The organism is Rhodococcoides kroppenstedtii (assembly GCF_900111805.1).
Lineage (GTDB): Bacteria > Actinomycetota > Actinomycetes > Mycobacteriales > Mycobacteriaceae > Rhodococcoides > Rhodococcoides kroppenstedtii.
Genome location: NZ_FOJN01000006.1, coordinates 49,491 through 68,401, shown reverse-complemented (window position 1 = coordinate 68,401; position 18,911 = coordinate 49,491). Strand labels below are relative to the sequence as shown.

The following is an 18,911-nucleotide window of genomic DNA, read 5'->3' as shown; positions in this document are numbered from 1 at the left end:
CCTCAGATGCCGAACCGACCGATCGACACCCCGATCCGCGCGGTCTTCCCCAGCGGCTGACCCTCCGGAACCGCCTGCTGCTGAATGCGATTGACCTGACCGGTGTCGAGGGTCGGCACGTCCACCTGGTCGAGGTCGGACACCGTGCCCTGCCACCCGGCGGCACGCAGGGTGTCGACGGCTTGCACCGGTGTCTGCCCGGTGATGTCCGGAACCGTGAACTGGCTCCCATTGGACACCGACACCGAGACCGTGTCGCCTTCGCTCGCCGTACCGCCACCGGCCGGCGAGGTAGAGACCACCTCACCGGCGGGGCGGGCCGAGTCGACGCTGCGGCGATCCACGACGAAGCCCGCGCCGGCGAGGTTCGGCTGCGCCACCTCGATGTTCTGACCGACCACGTCGGGCACCCGAATCTGCCGCGGGCCGGACCCCAGCGTGATGCGCACGGCCGACCCCTGCACCATCGTCGACCCGCGGGCGGGCTCCTGGGAGACCACCTTGTCGATCTGGTCGCGCGACGACGCCGCCCGCCCGACGTCGGGATCGAGCGTCAGGCCCGCCTGATCGAGAGCTGCGGCCGCGGCGTCGCTGGTCAGCCCGGTCAGCGAGGGAACCTGGATCTGCTCGGGGCCGGTCGAGAGCTCGAGGACGAGAGTGCTGTTCTCGTCGACGGTGGTGCCGGAGACCGGCCGGGTCCCGATGACGGCGCCCTCGGGCACCGTCGGATCGGTGCGCTGCTGCACGTCCACGCGGAAGCCCGCGTTCTCCAGTGTGGTGCGCGCGTCGTCCGGGGAGAGGGCCGAGACGTCCGGGACGGTCACCGAGCGGGGATCGGCGCCGGGGCCGAGGTTCCACAGGAACAACCCGACGATGCCGACGACGACGATGGCGGCCACCGCGGCGAGCACGACCTTGACGCGGCTACCCCGCCCGTCGTCGGGCTCCGGCTCGGCGTGGCGACCCGTCGCGCGGGGCGGCGGTGCGTCGGTCGGCCCGCGGTCCGGCGCGCGCCCGGTGTCCGAGCCGCCGAAGATAGTGGTGCGATCCTCGTCGCTCATGACGACCGGAGCGCTGGGGCGCTGCCCGCCGAGCACGCGGATCAGGTCCGACCGCATGTCCGCCGCACTCTGGTAGCGGTTGGCCGGGTTCTTGCTCATCGCCTTGAGGATGATCGAGTCGAGTGCCCCCGGAACCTCCGTGTTCACCGACGACGGCAGGCGCGGGTCCTCGCGCACGTGCTGGTACGCCACGGCGACCGGGGAATCACCGGTGAACGGCGGCTCGCCGGTGAGGATCTCGAAGAGCACGCAGCCGAGGGAGTACACGTCGGATCGGGCGTCCACCTGTTCACCGCGCGCCTGCTCGGGCGAGAGGTACTGCGCCGTGCCGATCACGGCGGCGGTCTGCGTCATGGGGCTCGAGCTGTCGGCGATGGCCCGGGCGATGCCGAAGTCCATCACCTTCACGGCACCGGCGCGGTTGATCATGACGTTCGCCGGTTTGACGTCCCGGTGCACGATGCCGTTGCGGTGGCTGAAGTCGAGCGCCGCACAGACGTCGGCGATGACTTCCATCGCGCGCTTGGGCGCCATGGGTCCCTCGGATCGGACGATGTCCCGCAGGGTCTCGCCGTCGACGTACTCCATGACGATGTAGGGCAGCGGGCCCGTCTCGGTCTCGGCCTCGCCCGTGTCGTACACCGCGACGATGGCGGGATGGTTCAGCGCGGCCGCGTTCTGCGCCTCGCGCCGGAACCGCAGGTAGAACGTGGGGTCACGCGCGAGATCCTGACGCAACACCTTGATGGCGACATCGCGGTCCAGGCGTCCGTCCCGGGCGAGATGCACTTCGGACATGCCGCCGAAGCCGAGGATCTCGCCCAGGTCGTACCTGGCGGACAGCTTGCGAGGGGTCGTCACCGTCCCCCTCCCGGTCCGTTGCCGTTCCCGTTCCCGTTCCCGTTGCCGTTGCCGTTCCCGCCGCCGTTGCCGATGCCGCCGAGTCCGGGGATGTCGAACAGTCCGCCCGGGGTGGTCGTGGTGGTGGTCGTGGTGGGCTCGGTGGTCGTCGGCTCCGTGGTGGTGGGCTCGGTGGTCGTCGTCGTGGTCGTCGTGGTGGTGGTGGTCGTGGTCGTCGGCCGAGTCGTGGTGGTGGTCGGCTCGGTCGTCGTCGGTGCCACCGTGGTGGTCGACGTGGTCAGCGGGACGGTGGGTCCGCCGCCGCTCTCGGAGAACACGAACAAGCCGAACGCGACGATGGCCGCGAGAAGCAGGAGTCCGGCTGCCGCCCAGGCCAGCGCCTTCTGGCCGGGCGACATGCCGCCACGATCGGGCTCCGGGTCACGCGGAGCCGCGGCCCCGTACCGACCGGCCGCGGTGCTCATCATCCGGGTGCTGCTCGGACCGCCCGCGGCGACCGGCGGCACCACGCGGGTGGTTCCGGTGGCGGACCGGGGCGTGCCCGGCGCCGGGGGGCGACGACCGGCCCGCACCGCGGCGACCGCGTCGGCGAACTCGCCGCCGTTCGCGTACCGCGCCGCCGGGTCCTTGGTCATGGTGATCTCGACCAGCTCGCGCACCTGCGGAGGCAGGTCCGCCGGCAACGGCGGGACGGCGTCGCGGACGTGTTTCATGGCCACCGTGAGTGCGCCGTCCCCGACGAAGGGACGGTGACCCGAGACCGCCTCGTATCCCACGACACCCAGGCTGTAGACGTCGGACGCCGAGGTGGCGTCCTGACCCAACGCCTGCTCGGGCGCGATGTACTGCGCGGTCCCCATCACCATGCCGGTGCGTGTGACCGGGGAGGCGTCGACCGCCTTCGCGATGCCGAAGTCGGTGATCTTCACCGTGCCGTCGGGCGTGATCATGATGTTGCCCGGCTTGACGTCGCGGTGCACGATGCCCGCTCGGTGGGCCGCCTGCAGGGCGCGACCCGTCTGTTCGAGCATGTCCAGGGCGTGCACCAGCGGCAGCCGCCCCATGCGTCCGAGCACCGCGTTCAACGGCTCACCGATCACGAGTTCCATGACCAGGTACGCCAGCGACTGACCGCTCGGGTCGCGCACCTCGCCGTAGTCGAAGATGTTGGCGATGCCGGGGTGATTGAGCAGCGCGGTCGTGCGTGCCTCAATGCGGAACCGCTCCACGAACTCCGGATCGTCGGAGAACTCGGGCTTGAGAATCTTCACCGCGACCCGGCGATCGAGACGGTTGTCCGTCGCCTCCCACACCTGGCCCATACCGCCGGTGGCGATGAGTCGGATCAGCCGGTAGCGGTCCGCCACGAGGGCACCGTTGTTCAGTCCACCGTTCATCCCGTGGCTCACCTCCCCTGCAATCCGGCGCCGAGTACGGCCCGCGCCACCGGAGCCGCGACCGACCCGCCGGTGGCCGCGAGGGCGCGGTCCCCGCCGTCCTCGACGATGACGGCGATCGCGATCTTCGGATCCTCCGCGGGTGCGAACGCGATGTACCAGGCGTGCGGCGGGGTGTTGCGCGGGTCGCTGCCGTGCTCGGCGGTGCCCGTCTTCGACGCGATCTGCACCCCGGGGATCCGGCCCTCGGAACCGGAGTTGTTCTCCGCTCCGATCATCAGGTCGGTGAGGGTGCCGGCGACCTCCGGTGAGACGGCCTGGCCCAGCGACGTCGGTTCGGTGGTGTCGAGCGTGGACAGATCGGGTGCCTGGAGCTGCGCGACGAGATGTGGGGCCATGCGCACACCACGATTCGCGATGGTCGCGGCGATCTCGGCGTTCTGCAGCGGCGTGAGGGCGACGTCCCGCTGGCCGATGCTCGACTGCCCGAGCGCGGCGTCGTCGGGAATGTCCCCGACGGTGCTGGGCGCGACCGGCAGGGGCACGGACTGGCTCTCGCCCACGCCGAACGCCGCCGCGGTGTCGGACACGGCGCCCGCACCGGCGTCGATGCCGAGCTCGACGAAGGCGGTGTTGCACGACCGCGCGAAAGCCTCGCGCAGAGACGCGGTGGCGCCGCCGCCGCAGGTCGCTCCGTTGTAGTTCTCGAGCGTCGTCGAGGTACCGGGCAGCGTGATGTCCGGTGCCGCCGTCAGCTGCGTGTCGGGGGACGCGCCGTCCGCGAGGGCGGCCGCGGTGACGACCACCTTGAACGTCGAGCCCGGCGGGTAGGTCTGCGAGATCGCCCGGTTCACCAGGGGGTTGGTGGGGTCCTGGCTGAGCCGTTCCCAGGCTGCGGCCGTCTGTTCACCGTCGTGCGACGCCAGTTCGTTGGGGTCGTAACTCGGCGTCGAGACCATCGTGAGGATCTTGCCCGTGGACGGCTCGATGGCCACCACGGATCCGGTGTAGCCCTTGCTGGTCAGCTGGTCGTAGGCGACCTGCTGCATCACGGGGTCGATGGTGGTGACCACGTTGCCACCGCGGGGGTCGCGGCCGGCCAGCAGGTCGAAGAACCGTTTGCCGAACAGCCGGTTGTCCGACCCGTTGAGGATGGGGTCCTCCGCCCGCTCGAGCCCCGTGCTCGAGTAGAGCATCGAGTAGAAGCCGGTGACCGGCGCGTTGGCCAGTGCGCTCGACGGCGCTGCGGGGTTGGACGGGTAGGTCCGCAGGTACTTGTACCGATCGTCCGTCGCGACGGACGCGGCCAGGACCTGGCCGCCGCTCGAGATCTGTCCGCGTTGACGGGCGTACTCGTCCAACAGAACACGCGAGTTCCGCGGATCGGTCCGGAGATCGTCGGCCTTGATCACCTGGACGTAGGTGGCGTTGGCGAGCAGCACGACGACCATGGCCATGATGCCGATCGCGACGCGGCGCAGGGGTGTGTTCACGGGCGCTTCACCACCTGGGTGGGTGCGTCACCGATCTGCGGGCCGGCCGGTCCGCGCTTCTGCGGAACGACGGGCGCGCGGGCAGCGTCGGAGATCTTGATCAGCAGGGCCACGAGAACGTAGTTGGCGAGCAGGGACGAGCCTCCGTAGGACATGAAGGGGGTGGTGAGACCGGTCAGCGGGATCAGCTTGGTCACCCCGCCCACCACGACGAACAGCTGCACGGCGATGATGACGGACAGTCCGGCCGCGAGCAGCTTGCCGAAGCTGTCGCGCACGGCCAGGGCGGTGCGGACGCCGCGCAGGACGAACAACAGGTACAGCATGAGCACGGCGGCGAGCCCGATCAGGCCCAGCTCCTCGCCGACGGTGGCGATGATGAAGTCGGTGTTGGCGAACGGCACCTGCGACGGGCGACCGCTGCCGAGACCGGTGCCGCCCATGCCCCCGGTGGCGAGACCGAACAGCGACTGCGAGATCTGGTACCCGGTGTCGTTGTAGTCCGCGAACGGGTCGAGCCAGGTGTCCGTACGGATCTTCACGTGCCCGAAGGTGTTGTAGGCGAGCACGAATCCTGCCAGCAGCAGCGTCAACCCCACGACGATCCACCCGACGCGCTCGGTGGCGATGTAGATCATCACCAGCACCGTCGAGTAGATGAGCAACGACGTGCCGAGGTCCTTCTGGAACACGAGGACCCCGATGGAGACGATCCAGGCGACCACGATCGGACCGAGATCGCGCGCTCGGGGCAGATCCATGCCCAACACGTGCTTGCCGGCGGTCGTGAAGAGCTCACGTTTGGCCACCAGGACGGAGGCGAAGAAGATCAACAGCGCGATCTTGGCGAACTCACCGGGCTGAATGCTGAAGCCGGGCAGCCGGATCCAGATCTTGGACCCGTTGACCTCCGAGAGAGAAGCCGGCAGGACGGCGGGCAGCGCCAGGAAGAGCAGGCCGCCGAGGCCGAGGGTGTAGCCGTAGCGCGCGAGGGTGCGGTAGTCGCGGACGAGGACCAGCACCGCGACGAAGCACGCGATACCGAGGGCCGTCCACAGGACCTGCTGGTTCGCGTCCGGTGACGGCGCATCCGTGCCGAGGTACCGCGCGGATTCCTCCGCGGCGAGGTCGAGTCGGTGGATGAGCACCAGGCCGAGACCGTTGAGCAGCGCCACGATGGGCAACAGCAGCGGATCGGCATGGGTGGCGAACCGACGCACCGCGGCGTGGGCGACGACGAACATCGCGAGGTACGCCAGACCGTACTTCGCCAGGTCCCAGGTCACGGCCTGCTCTTGGCTGGCCTCGACCAGCACGAAGGACAGCGTGGTGATCAACGTCGCCGCCGCGAGGAGTGCGGCCTCGACACCACGCCGCGTGGACTGCGGCGGTGCCGGCGCGAATCCACCGGGAGGGCTGGGGAAGGACGGCGAGGACTGCGAGGGTGCCGTCATCGAGTGCCCACCCGGCACGTCTGGCCCACCACGGGGGTGGGGGTCGGCGTGGGCGTGACCGTCTCCGTGGGCGGTGCGCTCTCCGTGGGCGGGGCCGCCGGGTCACCCGGGGCCGGCGCCGGAACGTCGGTCGTGGTGGGGGTAGGGACGGGGGAGGTCGTGGGCGATTCCTCGCACACCGGCAGCAGGTCCGTCGACACCAGGCGGGTGACCTGGGAACGCGCGTCCTCCAGCGTGCCGGACGGCAGTCCGGACCGCACCTGCTCGCGGGCCGACGGCTGCAGATCGTCCACACCGAGGATGCGGCAGTCGCCCGCATCGGACGGCGACCGAAGTTCGACGGTCGCCGGCTCCGGCTCGGGTTCCGGCGTGGGTGTGGGCGTGGGTTCGCCGGTCGGTGCCGGTTCCGTGGGGGCGGCGGCACCGGGCACCGGAGCGGCCGTCGTCGTCGGGGCCGTCGTGGTGGTGGCCGAGGACGACGATTCGGTGGGCGACTCGCGCACGCAGCCGACCAGGTCCACGGTCTGGAGCGAGTACCCCAGCACGGAACCGGGCACGCCGCGCATGACTGCGACCCGTCCGTCGTCCGTCCCGACGTAGTAATTGCGTTGCAGCAGTGACCAGCCCACGATGGCGCCGGCGGCGAGCAGTGCCACCAGCGCGACCGATGTCAGGATCCACCGGAGCTTGTGCGACTTCTTCTCCGGTTCCGGCGGCGGGGCCGGCGCGACCCGCTTCGGCGTCGATCGCGGGGGGCGCATGGCCGCTGCGCGACCGGCGGCGGTGTTGGGCGGCGGCGCGTCCTCGTCGTCGTCCATCGACGCCGCGCCGGCGAGAATCGGGTGCGACTGGCCGTAGTCGAGGTCGATGACGTCGGCGACGACGACAGTGACGTTGTCCGGCCCGCCACTGCGCAGCGCGAGCTCGATCAGCCGGTCGGCGCACACGTCGTTCTCGCCCTCGCGCAGGGTGTCCGCGATGGTCTTGCTGCTCACCACGTCGGACAGACCGTCCGAGCACAGGAGGTAGCGGTCGCCCGCGCGAGCCTCACGGACGGTCAGCGTGGGCTCGATCTCGTTACCGGTCAACGCCCGCATGATGAGCGAGCGCTGCGGGTGCGAGTGGGCCTGCTCGGCGGTGATGCGACCCTCGTCGACGAGCGACTGGACGAAGGTGTCGTCCCGAGTGATCTGGGTCAGCTCGTCGTCCCGCAACAGGTACGCCCGCGAGTCGCCGATGTGGACCAGACCGATCTTGCGTCCGCCGAACAGGATCGCGGTCAGGGTGGTGCCCATCCCGTCGAGTTCGGGGTCCTCCTCGACCTGCTCGGCAATGGTGGCGTTGCCCTCGCGAGTCGCTCGCTCGAGCTTGCCCAGCAGATCGTCGCCGGGCTCGTCGTCGTCGAGATGCGCCAGCGCGGCGATCATCAGCTGCGAGGCGACCTCGCCCGCGGCGTGGCCGCCCATGCCGTCGGCCAGGGCCAGCAGGCGCGCGCCGGCGTACACCGAGTCCTCGTTGTTGGACCGTACGAGGCCCCGGTCGCTGCGTGCGGCGTAGCGGAGAACGAGGGTCACGGGCGCAACTCGATCACGGTCTTGCCCACGCGGACGGGCGTTCCCAGCGGTACCCGCACGGCCGTCGTCACCTTCACGCGGTCCAGGTACGTGCCGTTGGTCGATCCGAGATCCTCGACGTACCAGTCGCTCCCGCGCGGCGACAGACGGGCGTGGCGCGTGGACGCGTAGTCGTCCGTCAGGACCAGCGTGGAATCGTCCGCCCGCCCCATGAGCACCGGCTGCGTGCCGAGGGTGATGCGGGTACCGGCGAGCGAGCCCTGAGTGACCACCAGGTACTTGGCCACCTTCTGCTTACGGCCCGGCAGGGAGACCGGTGTCTTCCGCGACCGGGGGGGAACGCGGAGTCCGGACGCGGCGTAGATGTCCGAGCGCAGGGTGCGCAGGACTGCCCAGACGAACAGCCACAGCACCACCAGGAAACCCGCACGCGTGAGTTGCAGAACGAGTCCTTGCACAGCGATCACCTCCTCGTTCCACCGGTAGGTCGGCCGACGGTGTGCCGTCGGCGCGGGCGACGTCGACGGCAATGCGCCGACACGGACGTTCCGGCGCACGCGTCACGTGTGCCATCTCGCAGCATCATAGGGGCAGGGGGTGACAGCGAGGTCACACGCGCACCGCGACGCGGTGGCGTTCCCCGTGCACCGGATCAGACGATGCGCACCAGGATCTCGGAGTGACCGGCCCGCACGACGTCGCCGTCCGCGAGCTGCCAGTCCTGCACCGGCGAACCGTTGACGGTGGTGCCGTTGGTGGAACCGAGATCGGACAACGTCGCCACGCGACCGTCCCAGCGCACCTCGAAGTGGCGACGCGACACCCCGGTGTCGGGCAGGCGGAAGTGGGCGTCCTGACCGCGGCCGACGATGTTGGCCCCGTCGCGCAACTGGAACTGCCGGCCGCTGCCGTCCTCGAGCGACAGGGTCGCCGTAGCGGTCCCGGCGGGGGCGTCGTGCAGGTCGGGAGCCCGGTATCCCTGCGTCGACGGACCCTCGTCCGCGGCGGGTGCGTCGTAGGCGGCGCCGTACGCACGCTGGTCTTGCCCCGGCCGGTCGTACGCCTGCCGGTCCCAGTCGCGGTCGTCGGTGTCGGGCCGGCCGTAGCCCGGGCCGTAACCCTGCCGGTCGTAGTCGGGCCGGCCGTGGTCCTGCCCGTAACCCTGCCGGCCGTACCCCTGCTGTCCGTAGTCGGGCCGGCCGTAGTCCTGCCCGTAGCCCTGCTGTCCGTAGTCCTGTCCGTAGTCCTGCCGGTAGCCCTGCTGGCCGTAACCCTGCTGGCCGTAACCCTGCTGGCCGTAACCCTGATCGGGCCGGCCGTACGGGCGAGGATCGGGACCCGGACGACCGTAGCCGCCCTGCTCGTAGCCGCCCTGCTCGTAGCCGCGCTGGTCGTAGCCACCGTGCTCGTAGCCGCGCTGGTCGTAGCCACCGTGCTCGTAGCCGCGCTGGTCGTAGCCGCCCTGCTCGTGACCGCGTGGCGGCGGGTATCCGCCCTGCTCGTACCCGCCCGGCCGGTAACCGCGCGGATCCCGCTCGTAGCCGCCCTGGTCGTAGGCACCCTGTTCGTGACCGCCGCGATCGCCGCGTTCCGGACCCGGTGCGCCGTGTGGAGGCTGAACGCCACCGCGGGGACGCGCATCCGCCGCGGGCCGACCGGGGTAGCCGGCCGGCGGGCGAACGCGGTTCTCCGACTCCACGCCCGACGCGGTCTCGCCCGGGTAGGCGCTGCCGTTGCGTGGGCCGTGGGTGACGGATCCGGCCTCGCGGTCGGGCTCGTCGCCCTCGGTGCGATTCCCGGGATTCTGAGTCATGGAGACGGCTCCTGATGTCGACGGGGTGGGGCGGTGGGGTCGGTCTCGAGTCTGACGTGCGTCGGCGGCGGGGCCGTGGTCGGTCCCCGCATCCGGGTTCACGCGGCCGGCGGTGCGGAACTGGCCGGTGTGGAGAATCGGTGCGGCCTCGAAATGCACGGCGACGGTGCCGTACGTCTGCCACCCCTGCTCGGTGATGTAGTCCTGCAGGTGCCGGGAGAAGGCGCGCGTGGTCAGATCCTGATCGGACGCGAGGCGATCGTGATCGGCCGGGCTGATGGTGATGACGAAGTCGTTGGGTGCGAGCACGTGACCACCGTCGAGGGTGCGCACACCGCTCAGGGCCTCCTGCCGCAGCGCTGCCTCGACCTCCGCCGGCACCACGCCGCCGCCGAACACGCGCGCGAAGGCGTCGCCGACGGCGCTCTGCAGCTTCCGCTCGAACCGCTGAACCACTCCCACGTCACCCTCCCTCGATCGTGCTCGGGCCGATTGCTTCTCGGTCACGGCTGTGCTTCGGACACGGCTGCGTGTCCCGGCGGTCCGGGACAGCACATTCATGCTATACGCCGGAATCCGTCGGTCGACCCGGCCGCGACCCCGAGAAACGGGCGAACGGTCCGGTCGGACCGCCGCGGCTCCCGGCGATTTCGGCCCGCGACGACGGCCGTGCTACCGTTCTCGGGTCGCTCGGGCGAGTGGCGGAATGGCAGACGCGCTGGCTTCAGGTGCCAGTGTCCTTCGGGACGTGGGGGTTCAAGTCCCCCTTCGCCCACCACGCTGGCCGTAGCTGATTCTCATCGCTGCGGCCAGCAGTCGTTTCCGGGTGTATCCGGCGGTCCCGTTCTCGGTTGCTCTCGTTCGCTCTGCGTTGTGGCGCTCTTCTCTCTGTTGCGCTGCGTGTCGTCCCGGTATCGTCGGTGTTGCGTGACCGTGTCCGCATTCGCCCGATTCCCGGGCCGTGCAGACCGGGTCGGCCACCCGGACCGCCCACGTCGGCGGGTGGACCGAATGGTCACGACGCCGTGCAACGACGCCCGGCGGCCCACGTACCGTCGTAGCTTTCGACGTCGTCGCAGGTGAGGGCCGTGAAGGTAACCCTTGTTTGTGAATTCGTCGGGGTGCTGACCTATCGTTTTCCTCGCGGGGTGGACCCACAAGCACTCCCCCCTGCCCGGAAACACCCGGCCGAGCGTTCGGCGCGCTGCTCGAGCACCATCATCGAGCGGGGCGTTCGCGCCGGCCGACAGCCCGATCCGAGTGTGTGTTCAACGGCGAACCCGCTCTCGAACCGCCCCGCGGCGGCTCCCGATCGCCTCGTGCGCTCCCTCTCGTCTCGACGAGCGTGCCGGAGGAGTCCAGGACGACGACGCGGATTCTGGCTCGACTCGCAGTGAGGCAAGACACCATGCAGATTCCCGGTCACCGGTACCCAGCAGCACAGGGCCTCTACGACCCCGCCCACGAACACGACTCCTGTGGCGTCGCGTTCGTCGTCGACATGTACGGCCGTCGCAGCCGCGACATCGTCGACAAGGCGATCACCGCACTGGTCAATCTCGAACACCGCGGCGCGGCCGGCGCCGAGCCCAACACCGGTGACGGCGCCGGCATCCTGATCCAGGTGCCCGACGCGTTCTACCGCGCCGTCGTGGACTTCGAGCTGCCCGCCGAGGGTGCCTACGCCACCGGTATCGCCTTCCTCCCGCAGGCGCGCGCCGCGGTGCAGGAGGCGGTCGAGGGCGTCGAGCGCATCGTCGTCGAGGAGGGCCTCGAGGTCCTGGGGTGGCGCACGCTCGAGACCGACGACACGTCGCTCGGCGCGCTGGCCCGCGACGCGATGCCGACGTTCCGGCAGATCTTCGTCGCCGCACCGGATCGGTCGCTCACCGGGCTCGACCTCGAGCGCCGGGCATTCGTCGCCCGCAAGCGCGTCGAGCACGAGCTCGGGACCGAGGGCCCGGGCAAGGACGGTCCCGGCCGCGAGACGGTCTACTTCCCGTCGCTGTCCCCGTCGACGATCGTCTACAAGGGCATGCTGACGACGCCGCAGCTCAAGGGTTTCTACCTCGACCTGCAGGACGAGCGCGTCGAGAGCGCCCTGGGTCTGGTGCACTCCCGCTTCTCCACCAACACGTTCCCCTCGTGGCCGCTCGCGCACCCGTTCCGTCGTGTCGCGCACAACGGTGAGATCAACACCGTCACCGGCAACGAGAACTGGATGCGCGCGCGGGAGGCGCTGATCGACTCGGACGCCTTCGGCGGCCGGGAGAAGCTCGACGCGATCTTCCCCGTGTGCACGCGCGGCGCCTCCGACACCGCGCGGTTCGACGAGGTGCTCGAGTTCCTGCACCTGGGTGGCCGCAGCCTGCCGCACGCGGTGCTCATGATGATCCCGGAGGCCTGGGAGCATCACGAGACCATGGACCCCGCCCGTCGGGCGTTCTACCAGTTCCACTCGACGCTGATGGAGCCGTGGGACGGCCCCGCATCGGTGTGCTTCACCGACGGCACCGTCATCGGCGCCGTGCTCGACCGCAACGGCCTGCGTCCCTCGCGACTGTGGGTCACCGACGACGGCCTGGTCGTCATGGCGTCCGAGGTCGGCGTGCTCGACATCGAGCCGTCGCGCATCGTGAAGAAGGTCCGTCTGCAGCCCGGCCGCATGTTCCTCGTGGACACCGCGCAGGGCCGCATCGTCAGCGACGACGAGATCAAGGACGAACTCGCGGCGGAACACCCGTACCAGGAGTGGCTGGACCAGGGGCTGCTCACGGTCGACGAGCTGCCCGAGCGGCCGCACGTGCACATGTCGCACGATCGCGTGCTCATCCGTCAGCAGATCTTCGGCTACACCACCGAGGAGCTGAACGTTCTCCTCGCTCCCATGGCGAAGACGGGTGCCGAGGCCATCGGTTCGATGGGCACCGACACGCCCGTCGCGGTGCTCTCGGCTCGCCCCCGCATGCTCTTCGACTACTTTTCGCAGCTCTTCGCGCAGGTGACCAACCCGCCGCTGGATGCCATCCGCGAGGAAGTGGTGACCAGCCTCGGTGGCACCATCGGTCCGGAACGGGATCTGTTGCAGCCCACCGCCGAGGCATGCCGCCAGATCGTGCTCAACTCGCCGATCCTGCACAACGACGAGCTGGCCAAGCTCGTCCACATCAACGACGACGGCAACCTCGACGAGCTGCGCTCGGTCGTCGTCCGCGGCCTCTATCCGGTCGCGGAAGGCGGTGAGGGACTGCGTCGTTCGCTCGAGATCATCCGTGCGCAGGTGTCCGCGGCCATCGCCGGGGGCGCCCGCATCGTGATCCTCTCGGACCGCGAGTCCAACGAGAAGCTGGCGCCGATCCCGTCGCTGCTGCTCACCTCGGCGGTCCACCATCACCTGGTGCGCGAGAAGACGCGCACCAAGGTCGGTCTGATCGTCGAGGCCGGTGACGCCCGCGAGGTGCACCACATGGCCACGCTCGTCGGATTCGGTGCGGCCGCGGTCAATCCGTACATGGCGTTCGAGTCCATCGAGGACATGATCGAGCGCGGCAACCTGCAGGGCGTCGAGTACGACGCCGCCGTGCGCAACTACATCAAGGCCGCCGGCAAGGGTGTGCTCAAGGTGATGTCGAAGATGGGCATCTCCACGCTCGCGTCGTACACCGGTGCGCAGCTCTTCCAGGTCATCGGTCTGTCGCAGGACCTGGTCGACGAGTACTTCCACGGTGTCACCTCGCCGCTCGGCGGCATCGACCTCGACCAGATCGCCGCCGACGTGGCGGCACGCCACGGTATTGCTTACCTGGACAACAAGTTCGAGCGCGCCCATCGCGAGCTCGAGACGGGTGGCGAATACCAGTGGCGTCGCGAGGGCGAGTACCACCTGTTCAACCCGGACACCGTGTTCAAGCTCCAGCACGCGACGCGCACCGGTCAGTACCGCGTGTTCAAGGAATACACGCAGATGGTGGACGACCAGTCGGAGCGACTGGCGTCGCTGCGCGGGTTGTTCCGCTTCCGTACCGAGGGTCGGACCCCGATTCCCCTCGAGGAAGTCGAGTCGGCGCGCGAGATCGTCAAGCGCTTCTCCACCGGTGCGATGAGCTACGGATCGATCTCCGCCGAGGCTCACGAGACGCTCGCCATCGCGATGAACCGCCTCGGCGGTCGGTCGAACTCCGGCGAGGGCGGCGAGGACGTCGCGCGTTTCACGCCGGACGAGAACGGCGACTCGCGGCGGTCGGCGATCAAGCAGGTCGCGTCGGGCCGTTTCGGCGTCACCTCGAACTACCTGACCAACTGCACCGACATCCAGATCAAGATGGCGCAGGGAGCCAAGCCCGGTGAGGGCGGCCAGCTTCCGGCGCACAAGGTGTACCCGTGGGTGGCCGAGGTCAGGCACTCCACGCCGGGCGTGGGTCTGATCTCGCCGCCCCCGCACCACGACATCTACTCGATCGAGGATCTCGCGCAGCTGATCCACGACCTGAAGAACGCGAACCCGTCGGCACGCATCCACGTCAAGCTCGTCTCCGAGATCGGCGTGGGCACGGTCGCCGCCGGCGTGTCGAAGGCTCACGCGGACGTCGTCCTCATCTCGGGCCACGACGGCGGTACGGGCGCGACGCCGCTCACCTCCGTCAAGCATGCGGGTGCGCCGTGGGAGCTCGGCCTGGCCGAGACCCAGCAGACGTTGCTGCTCAACGGACTTCGCGATCGCATCGTGGTGCAGGTGGACGGCCAGCTCAAGACCGGCCGCGACGTCATGGTTGCCGCCCTGCTCGGCGGCGAGGAGTTCGGTTTCGCCACCGCCCCGCTGGTGGTCTCGGGCTGCATCATGATGCGCGTCTGCCACCTCGACACCTGCCCGGTGGGCGTCGCCACGCAGAACCCGGTGCTGCGCAAGCGGTTCGCGGGCCAGCCGGAGTTCGTCGAGAACTTCTTCCTCTACATCGCCGAGGAGGTCCGGGAGTACCTGGCGGAGTTCGGCTTCCGCACGCTGGACGAGGCCGTCGGTCAGGTCGGCCTGCTCGACACCACCGCGGCCAAGGAGCACTGGAAGGCGTCGAAGCTCGACCTGTCGCCGATCCTGGACCAGCCCGAGTCGGCGTTCATGAACCAGGACCTGTACTGCACGGGCACCCAGGATCATTCGCTGGACAAGGCGCTGGACCAGCAGCTCATCACCCAGAGCCGGGAGGCCCTGGACTCGGGCGAGAAGGTGCAGTTCACCACGCGGATCACCAACGTCAACCGCACGGTGGGCACGATGCTCGGCCACGAGCTGACCAAGAAGTACGGTGCCGACGGCCTGCCCGACGACACCATCGACATCACCTTCACCGGGTCCGCCGGCAACAGCTTCGGTGCGTTCGTGCCGAAGGGCATGACGCTGCGCCTCGAGGGTGACGCCAACGACTTCGTCGGCAAGGGTCTGTCGGGCGGACGGATCGTCGTGCGCCCGTCGCGCGACGCCAACCCGGACTTCGTCGCGGAGAACAACATCATCGCCGGCAACGTCATTCTCTTCGGGGCCACCGAGGGCGAGGCGCTGATTCGCGGTGTCGTCGGCGAGCGGTTCGCGGTGCGCAACTCCGGCGCCACCGCCGTCGTCGAGGGTGTGGGTGACCACGGCTGCGAGTACATGACCGGTGGCAAGGTGGTCATTCTCGGCGAGACCGGCCGCAACTTCGGTGCCGGCATGTCCGGCGGCGTGGCGTTCGTGTTCGATCCGAACTCGACCTTCGAGGCCAACTTGAACACCGAGCTGGTGGACATCGAAGCCCTCGAAGGCGACGAGTTCGCGTGGCTCAAGGACGCGGTCACCCGCCACCGCGACCAGACCGGATCCGAGGTCGCGGAGCGCATCCTCGCCGATTGGTCGCAGCAGGTGAATCACTTCGTGAAGGTGATGCCGCGGGATTACAAGAAGGTACTGCTCGCCATTTCGGAAGCCGAGAAGAACGGCGCCGACGTGGACGAGGCGATCATGGAGGCAGCTCGTGGGTGACCCGCAGGGATTTCTGAAGAACACGTCCAGGGAACTGCCGAAGCGCCGTCCCGTCGACCTGCGACTCATGGACTGGAAAGAGGTCTACGAGGACTTCTCGACGGACACGCTGCGGACGCAGGCCAGCCGCTGCATGGACTGCGGTATCCCGTTCTGCCACAACGGGTGTCCGCTGGGGAACCTCATTCCCGAGTGGAACGACCTGGTGTACAAGGACCGGTGGCGCGAGTCCATCGACCGCCTGCACGCCACGAACAACTTCCCGGAGTTCACCGGACGGTTGTGCCCGGCGCCGTGCGAGGCGTCGTGCGTCCTGGGCATCAACCAGGATCCGGTGACCATCAAGCAGGTCGAGGTCGAGATCATCGACCGCGCCTTCGACGAGGGTTGGGTCCAGCCCGTCTACCCGACGTACCTCACCGGCAAGACGGTGGCTGTGGTCGGCTCGGGTCCGGCGGGACTCGCTGCGGCGCAGCAGCTCACGCGGGCCGGTCACACGGTCACGGTCTTCGAGCGCGCCGACCGCATCGGCGGTCTGCTCCGCTACGGCATCCCCGAGTTCAAGATGGAGAAGCGGCACATCGATCGCCGCATCGCGCAGATGGAGGCCGAGGGCACCATCTTCCGCACCGGCGTGAACGTCGGTGTCGATATCACGGCCGCGGACCTGCGGGCGCAGTTCGACGCCGTCGTCCTCTCCGGCGGTGCCACCAAGGCCCGTGATCTGGAGGTGCCCGGCCGCGAGTACGGCGGCATCCACCAGGCCATGGAGTTCCTGCCGTGGGCCAACCGGGTGCAGCTCGGCGATGCCGTCACCGACGCCAACGGCCAGCCGCCGATCACCGCGCGGGGCAAGAAGGTCGTCATCATCGGCGGCGGCGACACCGGCGCGGACTGCCTGGGCACGTCGCACCGTCAGGGTGCGGCCAGCGTCCACCAGTTCGAGATCATGCCGCGCCCGCCCGAGGAGCGTGCCGACTCCACGCCGTGGCCGACGTACCCGTTGGTGTACCGCGTGTCCTCGGCTCACGAGGAGGGTGGCGAGCGGGTGTTCTCGGTCAACACCGAGAAGTTCACCGGCGAGAACGGCATCGTCACCGGGCTCGACGCGCACGAGGTCGAGTTCAAGGACGGTCGCTTCCACAAGGTGGAGGGGTCCGACTTCCACCTCGAGGCCGACCTGGTGTTGCTCGCGATGGGCTTCACCGGTCCGGAGAAGCCCGGTCTGCTCACCGACCTCGGTGTGAACCTCAACGAGCGCGGCAACGTCGCCCGCACGGACAAGTGGAACACCAACGTCGAGGGCGTGTTCGTGGCCGGTGACATGGGCCGCGGCCAGTCCTTGATCGTGTGGGCCATTGCCGAGGGCCGTTCCGCCGCCTCCGCGGTGGACAGCTTCCTCATGGGCAAGACCGCCCTGCCGGCGCCGATCACGCCGACGCAGATGGCGCAGCGCTAGCGAGAACCACCGTCAGCACCCCCTCCCGTCGTCATGGGAGGGGGTGCTGACGTGTGTCCGGGTGTTCGGTGCGAGTTCTCCCACACGATCGCGCCGGGGACCGCGAATCCGCGGAACGGGCGCCGATCGTGTGGGGAAACTCGCGGGGGTCAGGCTGCGGGCAGGCGCTCGGGTTCGGCCGCGGCGGTCCGAGCCGCTCGGCGGAACAGGTAGGCCGACGCCAGACCCGCGACCACCAGCATCCCGACGGTCGCCCCGGCCGCGGCGACCATGCCGTCCACGTACGCCTCACGGGCGCGGTCGGCCACGGTGGGGCCGGTGGTCGGGTCCGACAGCACACCGGCGAGCGTGCTGTCCGGCGGTACGTCGCCGCCGAGGGCCAGGCGGTAGGTGGCGAGGTTGATCGATCCGAGTACGGCGATACCCAGGGCGCCGCCGAGTTCGGCGCCGGTCTCGGAGACGGCGCCCGCAGCCCCGGCCTTCTCCGGTGCAGCGGTGGCCAGCACGCGGTCCGAGCCGAGCGTGGTGCCCGTTCCGACGCCGAGCGAGGCGATCACCATGCCGCACAACAGCACGGCCAGAGCGGCCCCGGTGGTCACCGACCCCGGCAGCCCGACGAGGCCGACCACGGCCGCGCCCACGGCCGCGACACAGATGGACCCGAGCAGGATCACCGACGGGTGCCGCCGCTTCATGACGAACGGCGCCGTGAGGGAGGCGACCGCGGTCGCGACGGCCGGGATCAACGACCACAGTCCGGCCTCGAGGGTGCTGAAGCCCATGACGAGCTGCAGGAACTGCGAGAGCAGCAGGTTGAACCCGGCGATGACGAAGACGGACACCAGGATCACGATGACGGCGACGGAGAACGCGGGATTGCGGAAGAGCGGGAAGTCGATGATCGGGTGGGTGCTCGCCCGCTGACGACGGACGAACCACGTGCCGACGGCGGCGGCGACCATCAGGGCGGCACCGGCCTGCCAGTCGACGCCGTCCTGTGCGGTGTGCTTGAGAGCGAAGACGAGGGCCAGCATGGTCACGATCGATCCCGCGACGGCGAGCAGGTCGAAGCGGCCGGGGTCGGGGTTCTTCGCCTCGGGCAGGATCAGCGGCGCCGCGACGAGCAGCAGGGCCATGATCGGCAGGTTGATCAGGAACACCGACCCCCACCAGAAGTGCTCGAGCAGAAATCCGGCGACCACGGGCCCGAAGGATCCGCCGCCGGCGAACCCGGCCGTCCACACGCCGACGGCCATGCCGCGCTGCACCGGGTCGACGAACAGCTTGCGCAGCAGGGACAGCGTCGACGGCGCGAGGGTGGCGCCGCCGATACCCAGCGACACGCGGGAGGCGATGAGCGATTCGGGGTTCTGCGAGAACGCGGCCAGCACGGAGGCGACGCCGAAGACGACCGATCCGATCATGAGCAGGCGCCGGGTGCCGATGCGGTCGCCGAGCGAGCCCATGGTCACCAGGAGGCCGGCCAGCATGAAGCTGTAGATGTCGAGGATCCACAGCTGTTCGGCGCTGCTCGGCTGGAGGTCGACGGTGAGCGACGGCAGGGCGAGATAGAGGACCGACATGTCCATCGACACCACCAGGATGGGCATGACCAGAACGGCCAGCCCCACCCACTCCCGAAGCCCGGCTCGGGGTGATGCAGCGGCGTGTGGGCTGGTCATGCGCGGTCCTTACCGTTAGTCACGATTGATCTCGACCCTCGATGGGAACACACCGGCACGGGCGGGACGAAATGCGTCGTCGTCATGGTGAGGGAGGTCGCACGTGC

The 18,911-nt window shown here is 69.6% G+C and carries 10 protein-coding genes and 1 tRNA gene; 3 read left to right on the top strand and 8 right to left on the bottom strand.

The genetic code is table 11. From position 1 onward, the window contains the following. Positions 1-2: 2 nt before the first annotated feature. From pknB to BMZ18_RS08815, 7 genes are all read right to left on the bottom strand, one after another. Positions 3-1,922: a Stk1 family PASTA domain-containing Ser/Thr kinase gene (gene pknB, locus BMZ18_RS08845; RefSeq protein ID WP_068365494.1), complete on the bottom strand. Its 1,920-nt coding sequence runs from the start codon at positions 1,920-1,922 to the stop codon at positions 3-5. Continuing rightward, complete coding sequence (locus tag BMZ18_RS08840) at positions 1,919-3,319, bottom strand: protein kinase domain-containing protein (protein WP_139203893.1); 1,401 nt, start codon at positions 3,317-3,319, stop codon at positions 1,919-1,921. The genes pknB and BMZ18_RS08840 overlap by 4 nt, the downstream gene beginning before the upstream one ends. Positions 3,320-3,327: 8 nt before the next feature. Further along, on the bottom strand, positions 3,328-4,812 hold the full coding sequence (locus BMZ18_RS08835) for a peptidoglycan D,D-transpeptidase FtsI family protein (RefSeq protein WP_068104379.1): 1,485 nt from the start codon (positions 4,810-4,812) through the stop codon (positions 3,328-3,330). Beyond that, positions 4,809-6,266, bottom strand: coding sequence for an FtsW/RodA/SpoVE family cell cycle protein (locus tag BMZ18_RS08830; protein ID WP_068365495.1), 1,458 nt, complete (start codon positions 6,264-6,266; stop codon positions 4,809-4,811). Before BMZ18_RS08830 ends, BMZ18_RS08835 begins: the two co-directional genes overlap by 4 nt. Beyond that, the gene (locus tag BMZ18_RS08825) at positions 6,263-7,840 is read right to left on the bottom strand and encodes a PP2C family protein-serine/threonine phosphatase (protein ID WP_074922099.1); all 1,578 of its coding nucleotides are present in this window, start codon (positions 7,838-7,840) and stop codon (positions 6,263-6,265) included. Before BMZ18_RS08825 ends, BMZ18_RS08830 begins: the two co-directional genes overlap by 4 nt. Further along, positions 7,837-8,298 (bottom strand): FHA domain-containing protein FhaB/FipA, encoded by a 462-nt coding sequence (locus BMZ18_RS08820; protein ID WP_068106642.1) that lies wholly within the window; start codon positions 8,296-8,298, stop codon positions 7,837-7,839. The genes BMZ18_RS08825 and BMZ18_RS08820 overlap by 4 nt, the downstream gene beginning before the upstream one ends. 194 nt (positions 8,299-8,492) lie before the next feature. Continuing rightward, positions 8,493-10,115 (bottom strand): FhaA domain-containing protein, encoded by a 1,623-nt coding sequence (locus BMZ18_RS08815; protein WP_068361351.1) that lies wholly within the window; start codon positions 10,113-10,115, stop codon positions 8,493-8,495. 230 nt (positions 10,116-10,345) lie between these two features. On the opposite strand from BMZ18_RS08815, the gene BMZ18_RS08810 reads away from it, so the two are divergent. From BMZ18_RS08810 to BMZ18_RS08800, 3 genes are all read left to right on the top strand, one after another. Next, a tRNA-Leu gene (locus BMZ18_RS08810) sits at positions 10,346-10,431 on the top strand. A 630-nt stretch (positions 10,432-11,061) separates the two neighbouring features. Then, positions 11,062-15,663 carry a glutamate synthase large subunit gene (gltB, locus tag BMZ18_RS08805; RefSeq protein ID WP_068361348.1) on the top strand — a complete coding sequence of 1,534 codons (4,602 nt, stop codon included), beginning with the start codon at positions 11,062-11,064 and terminating at the stop codon, positions 15,661-15,663. Next, positions 15,656-17,122, top strand: a complete 1,467-nt coding sequence (locus tag BMZ18_RS08800; RefSeq protein ID WP_068104372.1) for a glutamate synthase subunit beta — start codon at positions 15,656-15,658, stop codon at positions 17,120-17,122. The genes gltB and BMZ18_RS08800 overlap by 8 nt, the downstream gene beginning before the upstream one ends. Before the next feature lie 149 nt (positions 17,123-17,271). Here BMZ18_RS08800 and BMZ18_RS08795 read toward each other — a convergent pair whose 3' ends face one another. Continuing rightward, positions 17,272-18,804: an MFS transporter gene (locus tag BMZ18_RS08795; RefSeq protein ID WP_068361345.1), complete on the bottom strand. Its 1,533-nt coding sequence runs from the start codon at positions 18,802-18,804 to the stop codon at positions 17,272-17,274. Positions 18,805-18,911: the final 107 nt, after the last annotated feature.